Genomic DNA, 16,641 nt, shown 5'->3' on the forward strand with positions numbered 1-16,641 from the left:
AGAAGGAGGAATTCAGAGATGAGACAAGACAAATTATTGGTCCCTACGCTAAGGGAAGCGCCAGGGGACGCGGAGGCGAACAGCCATAAGCTGCTGCTTCGCGGCGGTTACATCCGCCAGCTGGCGGCGGGGGTTTATACGTATTTGCCGCTCGGCTGGAGAGTGCTGAGAAAGGTATCCAATATCGTACGCGAGGAAATGGACCGCACAGGCGCCCAGGAGCTGCTGATGCCTGCGATGCAGCCTGCCGAGCTCTGGCAGGAGTCTGGCCGCTACCATGTATACGGCCCTGAGCTGATCCGCCTGAAGGACCGCAACGACCGTGAATTTGCCCTTGGACCTACCCATGAGGAAGTCATTACGACCCTGGTTCGCAATGAGGTTACCTCCTACCGCAAGCTGCCTATGAATCTGTACCAGATTCAGACGAAATACCGCGACGAACGCCGTCCGCGTTTCGGCCTGCTGCGCGGCCGGGAGTTTATGATGAAGGATGCTTATTCCTTCGACGTGAACTGGGAAGGACTGGACAAGGTTTATAAAGAGATGTATAACGCCTACAGCCGGATCTTTACCCGTGTTGGCCTGGATTTCCGCGCGGTGGAAGCAAATGCCGGTTCCATCGGCGGCGAAGGCGAGAACCACGAGTTCATGGCGCTAGCCGACATCGGCGAAGATACCATCGTAAGCTGCACAGCCTGCGATTATGCGGCGAACCTGGAGAAAGCCGAAGCGGGCTTTACGGAGGTTCCGCGCAGGGATGAAGGAGCGCCTGCCTTTGAAAGAATCCACACACCGGGCTCCGCTTCCATCGCCCAGCTGTCTGAGGCTTTGGGCGTACCTGCGAATCAGCTGGTGAAGACGATGATCTATGTAGCCGATGGCAAAATCGCAGCCGTATTGATCCGCGGCGATCATGAAGTTAATGAGCTGAAGCTGCAGGAGGTGCTGGGCTTTGAAGACATCCGTCCGGCTGAAAGCGAAGAAGTGGCGGCGGCCGGCTTTGTTCCCGGTTTTGCCAGCCCTGTGGGCCTTGATGTGACGGTGATCGCAGATCGTGAAGTCATGAACGTGGCCAGCTGGATCGTGGGTGCCAACGAGAAGGACTACCATTTGAAACATGTCATTCCAGGACGTGATGTGAAGATCACGAAGGTAGCTGATGTCCGCAATGCGACCGAAGGCGATGTTTGTCCTCGCTGCGGCAAGCCGCTTCAATTCCACAGAGGCATCGAAGTCGGTCACGTCTTCAAGCTGGGCACCAAATACAGCCAGGCGCTGGGCGCTACCTTCCTCGATCAGGAAGGCAAATCGCAGACGATGATTATGGGCTGCTACGGTATCGGCATTTCCCGGATTCTGTCCGCCATTACCGAACAGCGTTCGGACGGCGGCAGCATGGTCTGGCCGGTCAGCATTGCGCCGTTCCATGTTCACCTTATTCAAATTGCGGCGAAGGATGAAGCGCAGCGCCAGCTGGCTGAACAGCTTTACGAGCAGCTCCAGGCCGCAGGCATCGAAGTGCTGTATGATGACCGTGACGAACGTGCGGGCGTGAAGTTTAAAGATGCCGATCTGATGGGCATGCCAATCCGTGTAACGGTCGGCAAACAGGCCGGTGAAGGTCTGGTTGAGTTCAAGAACCGCGCCGAGGACCGGAATGAGGTTTATACGGCCGAGCAGGTGATGGCTGAGGTTCTGCGTTTCGTTAAGCCTTAACGCAGACTTAAAGTCAGCTCCTGTTCCTGGACCTCAGACAATGTTTAATGAGATTAATTAAATCAAGGACAAGAAGACCCTGAGGGAGAATGCCTCAGGGTCTTCTTTCTCTTTCTTTGGATTGGAGACACCCGGTTCAGCTGAGAAAGAGACGGTTTTGCCGGCCTTCTCTTTCGTTAAGCGGCGGCGGCCCTTCCGTTAAGTCGTTACCATCTGTCCGCCGTTCACGTGCAGCACCTCGCCGGTGACGAAGGAGGAGCACAGCTCGCTGGCCAGGAAGACGTAAGCAGGAGCTAACTCATAGGGCTGTCCGGCCCGTTTCATGGCAGACTCTGTACCGAAGGTTTTGACCGTCTCGGCATCATAGCTGGATACGATAAGCGGCGTCCAGACCGGGCCGGGAGCTACCGCGTTGACGCGAATGCCCTTGTCTACGAGCTGCAGGGCCAAAGAGCGGGTGAAGCTGACGACGGCTCCTTTGGTCGAAGAATAGTCGACCAGGTCTTTGTTTCCCTTATAGGCCGTGACAGAGGTGGTGTTGATGATAGAAGCCCCGGGCTTTAAGGAAGGCAGCGCAGCCTGCACTAAATAGAAATAGGACAAGATATTGGTTTGATAAGTCTTGTATAACTGTTCCTCGGAAATGTCGGCGATGCTGTCCTGGGGGAATTGAACGCCATGATTGTTGACGAGGACATCAAGTTTGCCGAAGGCGGCCAGGGTTCTGCGAACGACCTCCTCGCAGTTGGCTTTGACGCGAAGATCCGTTTCAAGCAGCAGGCAGCGCTGGCCGTGCTGCTCAATCGCCTTTTTCGTGACCATGGCGTCGGATCTTTCATACAGGTAAGCGATAGCTACATCCGCGCCTTCTTTGGCAAAAGCAACGGCTGCAGCGCGTCCGATGCCGCTGTCTCCGCCTGTGACCAAAGCGATTTTGCCTTCCAGCTTGCCGCTGCCTTTGTAGTGCGGATTATCCCAGATCGGCAGGGGCACCATTTTGCTTTCAATGCCGGGCTGGCGGTCCTGATGCTGGGGAGGGAAGGTTAGAATCTGTTCCTGGCAGACCATTTCGGTTCCATAATGAGGGTATTTCTGATTCATGTGAGAGGGGGAACTCCTTTCTGGGCGTTTATACTATGGGATAGGGTATGCAGCCAAGGCGGAAGGGGTGCTTGCCGTATTGGGATGTAAAAGTCCCGGATTTGCAACTGCAGGTTCGGATGCTCTTTAGTCCTGCCGGGAAGGCCTTTCCCTTCGACTTTCCCCTTTTTATCGCTTATGATAATAACCAAATCTTATTTCTTTTAAATGATGCTGGGAGGGTAAGGGATGATTCAATTTCCAAAACCGGATGTGGAGCAGTTTTTCCAAACTTATGTCATTCGGGATTTCACGGTAACACCGGATGAGCAGCGGCTGATCTTCAGCAGCAACCTGAACGGCAAACCTAATTTATGGGGAATGAACCTGCCGGACACGTATCCTTTTCCGCTGACTTACAACAACCAGAACGTTAGCGACATCAAAGCCGATCCTAAGGGGCGGTTTATACTGGCCGGCTTCGACCGGGACGGGGATGAGAATTACCACGTGTATGCGCTCCCTCCGGAGGGCGGACAGCTAATGAAGCTGATCGAAGGCGAACCGGCGGATAAATTTTATATCGCGCATTTGACTGAAGACGGCGAACGGCTGTATTACGTGACTTCCCGGGAGAATCCAAACTTTATGAACTCCAGGCTGCTTCATCTTGAGACCAGGGAAGACAAGCTGCTGTATGCGGGAAAAGAGAAAGCGACCTTTCTGGCGGCGGTCAGCCCCGATGAGAGCAGGCTTGTCCTGACCCAAATGTATGCCAACACGCACCAGCTGGCGTTTGTGCTGGAAGACGGGGAAGAGACTTATTTATCCCCGAACCCTGAGGCGGTGCAGGTCAGTCACAGTTTCGAGTTTATCGACAATGACACGCTGGTGTACATAACCAACTTTGAAAGCGAATATGCCTACGTGATGAAATACAGCCTGAGCAGCCGCGAATTTGAAATTGTATGCCAAATCAGCGGCGAATCAGTAAACGATATCAAGTGGCATAAGGAATCCGGCCGCTTGTATATCTGGACGGAGCGGGGGACCGAACACCGCATGTATATGAAGCCGCTGGAAGGCGGTGCAGCCGAGCCGGTTGAGCTGCCGGTTGACGTAGTAGAGAAAGCGATCGTGGCGAAGTCCGGCACGGTATATATCCTGGGGCGCGGAGCGGTTCAGCCTTTTAACATTTACAGCTATACAGATGGTAAATGGACGGCGCTTACGCACAACCGGGTCACCGGGCTGACGCAGGAGGATCTGGTTTATCCGGAGGTAGTCCGGTACACGTCTTATGACGGACTTGAAATCGAAGCTTTGCTGTTCAGGGCGAAACCCGAAGCGGCGAATGGCTATACGATTTTCTGGCCGCACGGCGGGCCTCAGGCCTCGGAGGGCAAATTTTTCAGGGCGATGTTCCAGTTCATGCTGGCCTATGGCTACAATATCTTTGCCCCTAACTTCCGCGGCAGCACGGGCTACGGCTCTGAATTCGTCAAGATGGTCGAAGGGGACTGGGGCGAAGGACCGCGTCTCGACTGCGTGGCGGGCATGGAGTGGCTGTTCGACCATGGCATTTCGAGCAGGGAGAAGCTGTTTGTTGTCGGAGGCAGCTACGGCGGTTATATGACGCTGCTGCTGGCCGGACGGCATCCGGAATACTTCCGGGCGGCCGTGGATATTTTTGGCCCCAGCAATCTGTTTACGTTCATTAACTCCGTGCCTGAGAACTGGAAGCCGATGATGGAACGCTGGCTGGGCGATCCGGAGCGGGACAAAGAGCGTCTGACCAAGGACTCGCCGATTACTTATTTGAAGCAGATGGTCAAGCCGATGCTGGTCATTCAGGGGGCCAACGACCCGCGTGTGGTCAAAGCGGAATCTGATCAAATCGTGGCTGCGCTGAAAGAACAGGGCACCGATATTGAATATCTGGTGCTGGACGATGAGGGCCATGGCTTCTCCAAACGTGAAAATGAAATCGCGGTATATCGGCGGATGCTGGAATTCCTGAATAAACACCGGGAAGGCAGCGGCGCATAAAAGCTGGAGGGGCGGCCAATTTATGCCGGAGTATTTGACTTCATAACCGGATGGAGACGGTATTTGGCGATGGGAGCGGCAGTTCGGGCAACGGTGTGGCTGGCAAGCTGATGGGAGCAGGCAGCCGGCTGCTCACCGGAACGAGCCTGTTTATGACGGTGTTCACCCATGCTGGTTATGGCGGCCGCCGGTCCGTCACGTTTGCAGCCCCTTATTCCGGAAAAATCATCCCGCTCGACCTGCGCCGCTACGGCAGGAAAGTGATCTGCCAGAAGGATTCTTAACTGTGCTCGGCCAAAGGCGTTTGATCGGGATAGAATTTCAGCGCAAGCTGGGCACAGGATTCTTTGGCGGCGAAGGGTTGCTCTTTGCTACGCTTCGCGGCCCGGGCAGGGTTTGGGTACAGTCCTTGCCGTTTAACCGTACGGCGGACCGGGTGATCTCGGCCTCCCGGGTCGGAAGGATCGGCGGTTTGTTTAACGTGAAGTAGGAACATAAAGGGAGGTTTGTGACAAAATTTATAATTTGTCATTTGATACCCGGTGTGCTATGCTTAAGGAAGCTGAAGGACAGGAGGTGTTATACAGGATGAATAAAAAGGCAGCGACTCTCACCAAAACAGATATCTTGGACGCGGCGGAGACAGCCTTGCGCAAATATGGTCCGGATAAAACCTCCGTAACCGATGTAGCCAAACTGCTGGGTGTGAGCCATGGTACGCTGTATCGGCATTACGAAAGCAAAGCCGCGCTGAAAGAAGCGGTCACGGAACGCTGGCTGGATCAAATGATCAGTCAACCTCTGCTGCAGCTAAGTCAAGACCGGGCGCAGGTGGTTTATATTCCGGATCTGCTTAAAGCTTATATTCAGCGGCTGTTTCAGATGAAACGCGAGTTCTCCCTGCATGATTCCGAAATGTTCAAAATGTACGCCGAAGTGACGGAAGCGGCGGTGGACTTGATTGCCGAGCATATCTCCCAGATCTGTGGACATTTGGCCGCTATTGTACAGGCCGGAATCGACAAGGGGCAAATCAGGCCGGGAGAACCGGACAAGCTGGCACGGGCCTTGTTCCACGCTACGGCAAGATTTCATCATCCGGCGCATGCTTATGAATGGAAGGAACCGGGAATAGACAACGATTTCGAGCAGGTTTGGGGACTGCTTGCAGAAGGCTTTAAACGATAAAGCATCATGACTCTGGTTGATAACCGGAGCCATGATGCTTTTTAGGTTTGTTGGACGGAATAGGCCGGAGTTAGAAGGTAATGGCGGGCTGCCACAGCACCACCTGGCCGGAAGCCAGACTGGCCGGGATATCAATCAATCTTTGATTGGAGCTGCCGCAGTAGCGGAGGGAAGTATCCCGCAGCGTTTCTTCGAAACGTCCATCCACCAGCACGTGACAGCGGCGGAGCAGGGCATATTCGGCTGCCAAAGGGTCCGCAGTAAGCTCCTCGTAGGTGTAGCCTGTATAAATCCAGGTGTTAACTTCCCCTGCCTGCTCGTAGAGCCGGTCAAGAAAGCTGCCGACTTCGGCAGCGGAGAAAAAGGGATCGCCGCCCAGCAGGCTGATGCCGCTAAGCAGCGGATTTCCGGCAATCTCGCTGATGATTTCGTTCTGCCTCTGCAAGGTAAACGGCTCCCCATAGTTGAAATTCCAGGTGGCCGGGCTGAAGCAGCCTTTGCACCGGTGCCGGCAGCCGCTGATGAAGATCGAAGCCCGCAGGCCTTCGCCTTCATTGATCGATTCCGGGTAATAGCCGCATAAATTCATGGCGTATGTTTGACCCGGTCCCGCACCTCGGCTTGCTTAGCACTGTTAAACCGGGTCTGGAAATCCCCGGTCAAATAACCGGTCACCCGGCGCAGGCGGCGGATGTGCACATCTTCCTCATGGCTGCCGCAGGACGGGCAGATGGAGCCGATAATGCCCTCATAACCGCAGGCCGAGCAGCGGTCGATCGGGTGGTTGATGCTGAAGTAGCTGACCTGCTGGGACAGCGCATACTGCACGATGCTCAGGAACGCGGCCGGATTGCTGCGGGCGTTGCCGTTCAGCTCGATATAGGAGATGGCCCCGGCATTGCACAGGTCATGGAAACGCGCTTCGAGCTCGATTTTCCGGGCGGCCTGGATTTCGTAATAAACCGGAATATGGAACGAATTCGTGTAATATTCCCGGTCAGTAATGCCGGGCAGAGAACCGTAATACTGGCGGTCGCGTTTCGTGAATTTGCCGGATAATCCTTCGGCGGGAGTAGCGAACAACGTGATGTTCAAATCGAGCTCATCGCTTTTTCGGTCGCAATAAGCTCTCATGTAAGAGATCAGCTGCAAGGCTTTCCCGTACACCTGCTCGTCTTCGCCGTGATGCCGGCCGTACAGGGCTTTCATACATTCGGCAACGCCGATGAAGCCCAGCGACAGGCTGCCGTGCTTCAGCAGATCGCCTACCGGTTCATCCGGAGCAAGCTGCTCGCCGCCTTCCCAGACGCCTTCCCGCATCATGAAGTCGGAGGCTTTCGCCTTCTGCCTACGCTGGATATCAAAGCGGTGCAACAGGCCGTCCAGCGCGATGTCCAGATAATGATCGAGGGCGTGGTAGAAGCCTTGTTCATCGGCTTTTTTTCGCTTGCCTAACGCGGTTCCGTATTCGATGCCCAGCTTGACCAGGTTCAAGGTGTTAAAGGACAAATTGCCTTTGCCGGACAGCTTGTTCCGTCCGAAGCGGTCGCTGAGCACCCGGGTCCGGCAGCCCATCGTCGCAAATTCGGAGTCCGGATCGGATGGGTTGTAATACTGCAGGTTCAGCGGCGCATCCAGGTTGGCGAAGTTCGGATACAGCCGTTTGGCCGAGCATTCGGCCGCTTTGAGGAACAGCGCGTAATTGGGATCTTTAGGCGACTGGTTGACGCCTTGCTTGCATTTGAAGATCTGAATGGGGAAGATCGGCGTCTCCCCGCTGCCCAGTCCCTGCATCGTTGTTGTGAGCAGGGCGTCGATGACCATTTGTCCCTCCGGCGATGTGCAGGTTCCATAGTTGATGCTTGTAAACGGAATTTGTCCGCCAGCGCGGCTGGACATCGTGTTCAGGTTGTGGATCAGGCTTTCCGCGCCCTGCAGCGTTTCGATTTCGGTCTCCTTCAGGGCATAACGGTAAGATTTCGGATAACGGAGCTGGAGCTCGAAGTTGGACATGCGGATATCCTCCGGCTGCACGCCGTCTTCCTCTTCGAAATAGGCTAACCCTTTGCGAAAATATTTGCTGAACGACTTGGCCACGTAAGGCGCGAGGTCGTGGTCGATTTTGCTGGCGGAGACGCCGCCGTATTGGGCATTTTGCTGGGATTGGAAAATAATCGCGACCAGCGCCATGGCCGTCATGATCGAATTCGGCGGTCTGACGCTGCCGTTTCCGGTGTTAAAGCCGCCGCCCAGCAGCTTGTCGAACGGAATGAAAATGCAGTTGGTTGTGCCGATTGCGTATTGGTCCAGATCATGGACATAGACATAGTTGTCCTCGATTGCCCGGACGACAGACTTCGGCATAATAAAATGTTTGGCATACCATTTGGCGTATTCACTGCCAAGCTTGCTCATTTTTCCGGAAAAGCTCTCTCCGTTAAGGTTCGCATTCTCCCGGATCAGATCCAGATCTTTGCTGTCGATGATGTCCTCTCCCACCGCGATCATTTCGCGCAGCAGATGTTCGTTCGCTTCGTAAGTAGGTTGAAGTAGTGCCATATTTGCTTGTATCTCCCTTCCGAAAATGGTTGTCAAATTCGCTCTATGCGCATATTGGCATATAAGGTTGAAATGCCCGGCTGCGGCCGGTTTATGTAAGATGCCGCAGGGTAGCGGCACTTTGGAATAAGAGCATGTGTGGTTAACTTTTCACACTGTCCACACTATATATCGTTGATTCCGAATGATCATACAACAACATCTAGTGTTCGGCAATGATAAATATGTCACAATAGACAGTTTGGAAGCCCGGACGTCCTGTCCTGACTGGTCCGCGGGCAAATGTGAATTTTTTGCAAATTGGATTGTGGAGATTTTGGTAATTTCGGACGGGGACTGTTACAATATAGGCGACAAACAACGAACGAAGGAGTGGTCAAACGTGGCAATTGCAGAGGTAACGGTGCTTCCGGTGGGGACAGGTTCGACGAGCTTGAGTGCTTACGTGGCGGACATGCAGCGGGTGCTGGAGAGCCAGGAGGGGGTTCAGTTCACCCTCACCTCCATGAGCACGATTATCGAAGGGCCGCTGGACAAAGTATTCACCGCTATTCAGGCTTTGCATGAATCGCCTTTTGCGCAGGGGGTACAGCGGGTGTCGACCTCGATCAAAATCGACGACCGCCGCGACAAAGAATCCTCCTCCGAGCAGAAGCTGCGTTCGGTCCGGGAGAAGCTGTAAAGCCGAAACACAAAGAAGCGGCATTGGATAGCGCAGAAGCTATTGTGGGAGAACGGGCAAGCGAGCAAGCAGGAGAAAAGGGGCGCTACCGGGAGAATAGGAAAGAAAACCGGGGATAAAATAAGTAAGAACCGGCTGCTTGCTGGCGTCCCGCTTTGTTTGTCCGTTGAAAATGGGATGCCTGAACTATATAATAATTTATACGGCTGTTCTAATTATGCTGGTGTAGCTCAGTTGGTAGAGCAACGCACTCGTAACGCGTAGGTCGGGGGTTCGAGCCCCTTCACCAGCATTCCATAAAGGCAGTCAGGACGCGGCTTTCCGGGATTTCGGAGGGCCGCGTTTTTTAGCGCGATAACATGCAGTCTGGATGCATACCACGTAATAAACTTTATCCAAAACTGGAAACCATTAAGCGGACTCCTGTAGCATAGTGTGTCTCTCTTTTTATCAAAATGAAGGGGAGAAAAAAATTACAACATCTATGGTGATGTAAGGAGGAGTTCCTTTGTATTTCTATAAAGAGGATTTAATCAATATTATTGTTCCGGACAAACCGGACCCGGAGGCGGCAAAGGTTCTTCAGGAAACACTCGGCGGCCGGTTCGGCGAGATGCGTACGATGATGCAGTTTTTCTTCCAAAGCAGCAATTTTCGGGGGAATGCTTTGCAATACCGGGATTTGATTAGAGGTGTGTTCCTGGAGGAAATCAGCCATGTTGAGCTGGTTCAGCACACGATTAATCAGCTGCTGACAGGCTCTGGGGAAGAACCGCCTGGAAATGGCGGCCCAAATGGGGCTCCGCTTCAGGAGGCCATTAAACATGCCAACCCTCACCATTTTATTATGGGAGCTCAAAGCTCTCTGCCGGTGGATGCTGCAGGCAATCCGTGGAACGGGAACTATGTATACAGTCATGGCAATCTGATCAGTGATTTGCTGGATAACCTGGTGCTTGAATCTACGGGGGTGCTGCAGAAATCCCGAATTTATGAGATGAGCTCCAATAAGACCTTCCGGGAAACCCTCGCCTTTCTGATCGTCCGTGACAATGCGCATCAAAATGCGTTTGCCAAGGCGCTTGAAACGCTTGGAGTAGAGTGGGGCAAACTGTTCCCTGTGCCTAACTATGACATTAACAAATACCCCGAATGCCAGAAGTATGTGGATATGGGCTTTCATAATGCGCAGTTTAATTTCCGGCTTGATCAGACGCGCATCGGGGAGATCTTCAGCGGGCAAACGCCGAGCCGTAACGGCGGCACCTTGAAGGTGATTGATCCTCCGCAAGGGTTTCCGGTTCCCGTCATGCCTGAAATGCCTAACGAACACAGCCCGGGATTATACGATCTTAACGCTTAATCCAGGGAGTATCCCTATTACAAACATGAAAAATAAAAAGCCCGTCTGACCTGATCAGGTTAGGCGGGCTGTTTCAATTTGACACTTACTGATTCGGCACTTATAACCGATTTGCTTGCCAGAAATTACGAACGCTCCGAACTTCTTCTGCGGAGTCCGGCCAAGCCGAGTAATCCCAGAAGTCCGAGCCAACCCCAATCGGTATGGTTATTACCGTCCGTTGCATAGGTTCTGACATTATTGGCTTGCATATGGCCATTTGTGTTGTTGGCGTTGACGGTGTCATTTGTTCCGTAAGCAGCGGCAGGAATAGCCATTAAGGCAGATACTACTGCGGCTAACAGCAGGGCTGTTAATTTCTTTTTCACCAAGATTCACCTCCAATGTTTGTGTCACCCATAACTTTTGCTAATGAATGCTGTTATATACATTGGATTTGAGGAATTTGGAGCAGATACTCTTCTTCTAATTGCCTTTAACCAAAAGCACCGCGAAAATCATCGACAATAAAAGAACAACCACCAGACTGATCAACTGAACGATATTATCGTACGGGGAGGGAAGATTAACGTAATTAAAGATCCAATTTCTCAGCACATAGAAGAATAGCTGGAACAACCCCCAGAAGACCAACGCTAAAAGGAGACTTCTTTTAAATTTTTTTATAAGTCACCGCATTTCGGACCGCTGACGCCAAGCGGATGATGCCCGGTTCAATGTCATACGCACCAGGACGGGCGTATGTGAGCCGCATGTATCCAGCTTCGGCGCCGTACACGCTGCCGGGTACAAAAGCGACGCCCTGCCGGAGCGCTTCGTCCAGCAGCCGGCTGTCGGTTACTTCGGGCACAATTTTGCACCATAAATGCAGGCCGCCCTGCGGCACGGTGAATTCAACCAGATCGCCGAGATGTTTGCGCAGCGCTTCGGCCGCCTTATCCCGTTTCCGGATAAGCTCCTGCCGCAGCTTATCCATATGCGGATCGAAATACCGCGACTCCATGAACTCGGCGGCAATTTGCTGGGGGATTACACTGAAGCCAAGATCCATCTGCCGCCTGGCGTCGGCCAGCCGCTTGATGACGGAAGACGGGGCCACGATCCAGCCGATCCGCAGGCCGGAGGCGGCGATTTTGGAGAAGGAGCCGATATACAGCGTGTTCACCGCGTCCGATTCCGCTTTTAAGGGGGCCGGTGAGTTTATGTCATAGGCCGTAAGGCTAAATTGGTCATCTTCAACGATCGGCAGACGGAGTTTGCCTGCGGTCTCGAGCAGCAGCCTTTTTCGTTCCTGTTGAAGCAGCGTTCCGGTCGGATTCTGAAAGTTGGGGTTGACGAACAGCATTTGAATCCGATATTTCTTCTGCAGGGTGCGCAGCCCCTCCGGTCTGACGCCATGCTCGTCCACAGGCAGGCGGTACATCCGCAGGCCGGCCGATTGGAACATAGATAAGGACAAGGCATAAGAAGGAGATTCAACGGCGACGGCGTCCCCTGGCGACAGCAGGCATTGGGTAATCAGGTACAAGGCCTGCTGCGACCCGCTTGTAATGAGAATAGAATCGGGTGAGGCATCGATCCCTCTATACTTCCTAAGGAAGGCTGACAGAGCCCTGCGGAGAGGAGGAAAACCCAGGATGCTGTCATTTTCAGGTTCAGGCTGGTAAATACAGTTCCTCATGATTTCATTGATCTCCTGAACCGGGGATAAATTCAGCGACAGCTTGCCGCTTGCAAAATCGATGATCGACGGGTTCTGAGCCAGCGCTTCCCGAATATGGCGCAGAAACGGCGTGTTGGGCAGAAAAATGCCATTCTCGGCATACCGGTGCCACTCCGGCGGAAGCGTTTGATCCTTCCGGCCGCGATGGAGGCTGACCCGCGTTTTGCTGCCGGGCCGGCTTTCGATGAAACCGTGCGCCCGGAGTTCGGTATAAGCCTGGACGATCGTGCTGCGGTTCACGCCGTACAATTCGGCAAGCTTCCGTTCGGAGGGGAGAGGGCTTCCCGGTGAATATTCGCCCTGGTTAATTAAATGCTGCAGCCGGTCCGCAATCTGGAGATAGATCGGCGTTGGACTCCGGCGGTCGGGTTTCCACACAATAAACACCTGCTTTACAAGTCCTGGTCCTTTTTGTCCCATCGTATCACAAGAGGCCGGAGCCGAACAGCAGTCCGAATACAAATTGGGTGGCGTTATCTTTTGGAAACTGGCTGGTGCAAAAGAGAAGACGCTCCACTATAATCTGTAATTGATAATAATAATCATTCACAATTAAGAAGGAGATCAAGATGAAGAACAACATTGCAACCCTTATTCTTGCTCTATCCCTGTTAAGTCTTGTGGTAGCCGGATGCGGCTCTGCTAACGATAAGACAAATGCCGCCCAGGCTGGGGGCGCATCAAATGCGGCCGAGGCCATGAACGCGGCGAACACGGCTTCTGCTGCTCCGAATAATGCTTCAAATACCGGAGCAGGAGCACCTGCAGTCGGGAATACGTCAATCGAGGTGCCTAACGAGTGGAACACGTTAAAAGTTACCGAAACGCCGCAGCAAATCGTCACGCTGGACTTCTCATTTATTGATACGCTGACCAGTCTGGGGATAACGCCGGCAGGGAATGCCGGAGTAGGCACAACCAAAATCCCTGAATATCTGGACGGGATGCTGAAGTCCGGGGTAGCTGACGTTGGGGAAAGAAAAGCGCCGAATCTGGAGGTCATTCAGTCCCTGAAGCCGGATTTGATCATTGCCAGCGTAGACCGGCACAGCATGATCCGCAAGGAGCTGGAGGAGATCGGGCCGACGGTTGCTTTTGATGATGCGAGCTACGACCAGATTATCGGCAATTTACATAACATCGCCAAAATCGTTGGTAAAGAACAGGAAGCTGATAAGGTGGAGGCGGACTTGAATGCCAAAATGGAACAGGTCAAGCAGCAGTTGACCGGAAGCCCTTCGATTATTGTGGCGGGATTTTTTGATGATGAATTTACGGTATGGGTCAAAGATTCTTTCGTGGGTTCGCTGCTGAGCCGCATCGGGCTTGATTACGCCTATAACGGCGGGGTCTCTAATCTGGAGGGGAAAGGCGAAGGAACGAAGATGACGCTCGAACGGGTTCATGATCTTAATCCGGACTATATCATGGTCTACGGGGATAAGACGGACAAGCTGAAGTCCAATCCGTTATTCAAAGATTTGAAGGCGGTAAAAGAAAATCATCTGATCGAGGTGGACCGCAACCTCTGGTCACGCGGACGCGGGCCGATTGCCGCAAGCAAAATTATGGATGAGGCGCTTGCCCATCTGAGTGCGGCGAACAACGACTAAATAAGGAAAGTTTCAATTAAGGAGAGTTTCTAAAATGGGCCGTCTGCAGCACAAGTACACAGCGCGATCGAAATCCCGGCTGTGGAATTCGCCGCTAAGCATGTTTATGATCATGGGCCTGCTGCTGCTGGCAGTGGCAGCCCTGAGTTTAACGTACCGGGTAAGCGGTCTCGCTTGGAGGCCGCTCTTTTTCCCTTCCGGAAGCTCTGAGGATGTACTGCTTGGTTATACGATCTGGCAGGTCCGGCTTCCCCGTCTGCTGCTGGCTGTCTCGCTTGGAGCGGTGCTGGCCGTGGCCGGCTGTCTCCTGCAGGTGATGACCCGCAACAAGCTGGCCGATCCGGAGATCATGGGGTTTAATCAGGGGGCTTCCTTCCTGGCTGCGGTCTCCCTGTTGTTTGCCGGCGGGGCTGATTCTACCGGCATAGTTCTGCCTGCCGCTTTAATCGGGGCTGGGATCTGCGGACTGCTGGTGTTATTGATTTCGGGCTACAGCAACAAATACAGCGGGAGCGACCCTTCAAGGCTGGTGCTGGCAGGGGTGGCGATCAGCGCGTTTATGGGTTCGCTTACGACAGGTACGATCCTGCTGTTTGAAACGCAGTTGAACGAAATTTTATACTGGATGGCCGGAAAGCTGTCAGGTGCGGCATGGAGAGATAATTATCTGGTATGGCTGCTGGATATCCCGGTCGCAGCGGGCGCTTACCTGTTGGCAGGCAGAATGAACGTGCTCGAGCAGGGGGACGAGGTGGCCTCGGGCCTGGGCATTCACGTCGAGCGGACCCGGATGCTGCTGGGATTTCTGGTGATTGTGCTGTCCGGGAGCGCGGTCGCTGTCGCCGGGCCTATCGGTTTTGTGGGCCTTATGGTTCCGCATATGGCAAGGCGGATGGGCGGCGTGAACCATAGGGTGCTGCTGCCGCTGTCAGCGGTGATGGGGGCGCTGCTTCTGTCCCTTGCCGATTTTGCCGCCCAGTGGGTGGACTATCCGTCCGATATCCCGGTAGGGATTATTACGGCGCTTTTGGGCGTGCCGTTTTTTCTTTATTTATTGCGGAGGAGAAAGGGAGGACGGGCATGAGAATCAGACGTTTTACCGGCCTGGCAGCCGGGCTCCTCTTGCTTCTGCTGGCTTCGGCCTTGTTGAGTCTGCGGTTCGGCGCTGTCAATACGCCGGTTTCCGCTATTCTTCAAGAACTTAGCAGCGGCGACTGGATGGTGCTGAAATACCGCCTGCCGCGGCTGATTCTTGCCGTGCTGGTAGGCATCAACATGGCCGTATCCGGTTCGATCCTGCAGGGCATAACGCGCAATCCGCTCGCTTCTCCTGAAATTGTCGGCGTGTCGGCCGGGGGCGGGCTTGCAGCCGTCGTGGTCCTGCTTGGCTTCCCGGCCTTTGGTGCATCGGCGCTGCCGCCGGCGGCTTTCGCAGGCGCGCTTATTGCGGCGGTTATTGTCTATTTGGCCGCTTATCAGAAAGGCGGCATCCAGCCGATGCGGCTGGCTTTGACCGGCGTGGCGATTTCGACGGGATTTCAAGCGCTGATCACTTACATGATCGTGAAATACGCCCTCGATTCGTCCCAGGCGCTTGTCTGGCTGAAAGGCAGCCTGTATGCCCGTTCCTGGCAGCATGTAGAGCTGCTGTGGCCCTGGACGGCTGCGGGACTTATCGTTGCCGGAATCTATGTCCGCAGCTTAAATGCGCTCCAGTTGGACGAAGAAACGGTCAAAGGACTGGGCCTGCGGCTTCCGTTCTTGCGTTTGATCCTCTTGGCGGCCGCAGTAGGCCTCGCGGCAAGCGCGGTCGCTGTTGCAGGGACGATTGGATTCGTCGGCTTGGTCATTCCGCCGCTGTCCAGGCTGCTGGCGGGACCGGACAGCCGTTATTCGCTGCCGGTTGCCGCCCTTTTGGGAGCACTGCTGGTCACCTTGGCGGATTTGGCCGGGCGGGTCATTTATCCGCCGCTGGAGATTCCGGCCGGACTGATCACTGCTTTGATCGGTGCGCCTTATTTCATCTATGTGCTGCTTAGACGGCCAACGAGGTAAGGTGTGTATTGGACTTCTCATCTTTCATAAAATTTCCCCTCTTGGAAAAGCTATGATCCAAGGAGGGAGAAAACTTGGGAATTTGGTTCGGCTATATCAGCTTGTTTGTTTTTCTTATGGTCATTGTTTTTATGCCCAAAATTCTGTCACTCAGGGAGATATATCTCACTTGGGGGTGGATGTCATTTTTGACGCTGTTTACGGACCTGATCTTTGGGGCTGTGCTGGATCTTTATGACTTTGTTGGGCCTGGGATAAGCTTTGCCGATCTCTTCCTGGAAGCCGCACTTCCCGCTTCTTATGGCATTATTACAGCTAATTTTCTCCCTGAGAAGAACTCCAACTTCATCTGGTATCTGCTGGGGGTCATCGTTACCGCCTTGCTCTATGAATGGCTTTCCCTGGAGGCCGGGTATCTGGTTTATAAAGGCTGGAAACTGATCTATTCCATTCCGGTTTACATTTTGGGGACGCTGTTCCTGCGATGGCATTTGCGGTTTATCCGCAGCGGGAATTGACTACTTTGTTCCATTTACGTAAAAAAGCAAAAGGCAAAGCAGAAGGTGCGGGACACCTTGCTTTGCCTTTTTGTTGCGGGATCAGGAAGTGC

The 16,641-nt window shown here is 53.7% G+C and carries 14 protein-coding genes, 1 tRNA gene and 1 pseudogene; 11 read left to right on the top strand and 5 right to left on the bottom strand.

Features of this window, described 5'->3' with window-relative positions:
* Positions 1-18: 18 nt before the first annotated feature.
* Positions 19-1,719: a proline--tRNA ligase gene (locus AWM70_RS21095; protein WP_068699765.1), complete on the top strand. Its 1,701-nt coding sequence runs from the start codon at positions 19-21 to the stop codon at positions 1,717-1,719.
* A 198-nt stretch (positions 1,720-1,917) separates the two neighbouring features.
* On the opposite strand, the gene AWM70_RS21100 is transcribed toward AWM70_RS21095, so the two are convergent.
* On the bottom strand, positions 1,918-2,820 hold the full coding sequence (locus AWM70_RS21100) for an SDR family oxidoreductase (protein WP_068699767.1): 903 nt from the start codon (positions 2,818-2,820) through the stop codon (positions 1,918-1,920).
* A gap of 228 nt (positions 2,821-3,048) precedes the next feature.
* On the opposite strand from AWM70_RS21100, the gene AWM70_RS21105 reads away from it, so the two are divergent.
* From AWM70_RS21105 to AWM70_RS21115, 3 genes and pseudogenes are all read left to right on the top strand, one after another.
* The gene (locus tag AWM70_RS21105; protein ID WP_068699768.1) at positions 3,049-4,848 is read left to right on the top strand and encodes a S9 family peptidase; all 1,800 of its coding nucleotides are present in this window, start codon (positions 3,049-3,051) and stop codon (positions 4,846-4,848) included.
* 50 nt (positions 4,849-4,898) lie between these two features.
* Positions 4,899-5,338: pseudogene (locus tag AWM70_RS21110) on the top strand (AIM24 family protein); the annotation flags it as partial.
* A 98-nt stretch (positions 5,339-5,436) separates the two neighbouring features.
* Positions 5,437-6,036, top strand: a complete 600-nt coding sequence (locus AWM70_RS21115) for a TetR/AcrR family transcriptional regulator (protein WP_068699770.1) — start codon at positions 5,437-5,439, stop codon at positions 6,034-6,036.
* A 70-nt stretch (positions 6,037-6,106) separates the two neighbouring features.
* Here AWM70_RS21115 and nrdG read toward each other — a convergent pair whose 3' ends face one another.
* Both nrdG and AWM70_RS21125 read right to left on the bottom strand, forming a co-directional pair.
* Entirely contained in the window at positions 6,107-6,625 is a 519-nt protein-coding gene (gene nrdG, locus AWM70_RS21120; protein WP_068699772.1) for an anaerobic ribonucleoside-triphosphate reductase activating protein, read from the bottom strand.
* Positions 6,622-8,595, bottom strand: a complete 1,974-nt coding sequence (locus AWM70_RS21125) for an anaerobic ribonucleoside triphosphate reductase (protein ID WP_068699774.1) — start codon at positions 8,593-8,595, stop codon at positions 6,622-6,624. Before AWM70_RS21125 ends, nrdG begins: the two co-directional genes overlap by 4 nt.
* Before the next feature lie 382 nt (positions 8,596-8,977).
* Here AWM70_RS21125 and AWM70_RS21130 point away from each other — a divergent pair, with 382 nt between their 5' ends.
* The 3 genes from AWM70_RS21130 to AWM70_RS21140 all read left to right on the top strand — a co-directional run bounded on the left by AWM70_RS21130 (position 8,978) and on the right by AWM70_RS21140 (position 10,640).
* Positions 8,978-9,277, top strand: a complete 300-nt coding sequence (locus AWM70_RS21130; RefSeq protein ID WP_068699776.1) for an MTH1187 family thiamine-binding protein — start codon at positions 8,978-8,980, stop codon at positions 9,275-9,277.
* Between the two features lie 219 nt (positions 9,278-9,496).
* A tRNA-Thr gene (locus AWM70_RS21135) sits at positions 9,497-9,569 on the top strand.
* 216 nt (positions 9,570-9,785) lie between these two features.
* Positions 9,786-10,640, top strand: coding sequence for a manganese catalase family protein (locus AWM70_RS21140; RefSeq protein ID WP_068699778.1), 855 nt, complete (start codon positions 9,786-9,788; stop codon positions 10,638-10,640).
* 125 nt (positions 10,641-10,765) lie between these two features.
* On the opposite strand, the gene AWM70_RS21145 is transcribed toward AWM70_RS21140, so the two are convergent.
* Together AWM70_RS21145 and pdxR are read right to left on the bottom strand one after the other, a co-directional pair.
* The gene (locus AWM70_RS21145) at positions 10,766-11,008 is read right to left on the bottom strand and encodes a WGxxGxxG family protein (protein ID WP_068700937.1); all 243 of its coding nucleotides are present in this window, start codon (positions 11,006-11,008) and stop codon (positions 10,766-10,768) included.
* Positions 11,009-11,292: 284 nt separating this feature from the next.
* Positions 11,293-12,741, bottom strand: a complete 1,449-nt coding sequence (gene pdxR, locus AWM70_RS21150; protein ID WP_083180473.1) for a MocR-like pyridoxine biosynthesis transcription factor PdxR — start codon at positions 12,739-12,741, stop codon at positions 11,293-11,295.
* 191 nt (positions 12,742-12,932) lie between these two features.
* On the opposite strand from pdxR, the gene AWM70_RS21155 reads away from it, so the two are divergent.
* The 4 genes from AWM70_RS21155 to AWM70_RS21170 all read left to right on the top strand — a co-directional run bounded on the left by AWM70_RS21155 (position 12,933) and on the right by AWM70_RS21170 (position 16,549).
* Entirely contained in the window at positions 12,933-13,976 is a 1,044-nt protein-coding gene (locus AWM70_RS21155; RefSeq protein WP_068699780.1) for an ABC transporter substrate-binding protein, read from the top strand.
* Between the two features lie 34 nt (positions 13,977-14,010).
* Positions 14,011-15,060, top strand: coding sequence for a FecCD family ABC transporter permease (locus AWM70_RS21160; protein WP_083180474.1), 1,050 nt, complete (start codon positions 14,011-14,013; stop codon positions 15,058-15,060).
* Positions 15,057-16,031, top strand: a complete 975-nt coding sequence (locus AWM70_RS21165) for a FecCD family ABC transporter permease (RefSeq protein WP_068699782.1) — start codon at positions 15,057-15,059, stop codon at positions 16,029-16,031. The genes AWM70_RS21160 and AWM70_RS21165 overlap by 4 nt, the downstream gene beginning before the upstream one ends.
* A 74-nt stretch (positions 16,032-16,105) precedes the next feature.
* Complete coding sequence (locus AWM70_RS21170; protein ID WP_083180475.1) at positions 16,106-16,549, top strand: hypothetical protein; 444 nt, start codon at positions 16,106-16,108, stop codon at positions 16,547-16,549.
* Positions 16,550-16,641 lie beyond the last annotated feature (92 nt).

It is taken from the genome of Paenibacillus yonginensis, from assembly GCF_001685395.1.
GTDB classification, from domain to species: Bacteria; Bacillota; Bacilli; order Paenibacillales; family Paenibacillaceae; genus Fontibacillus; species Fontibacillus yonginensis.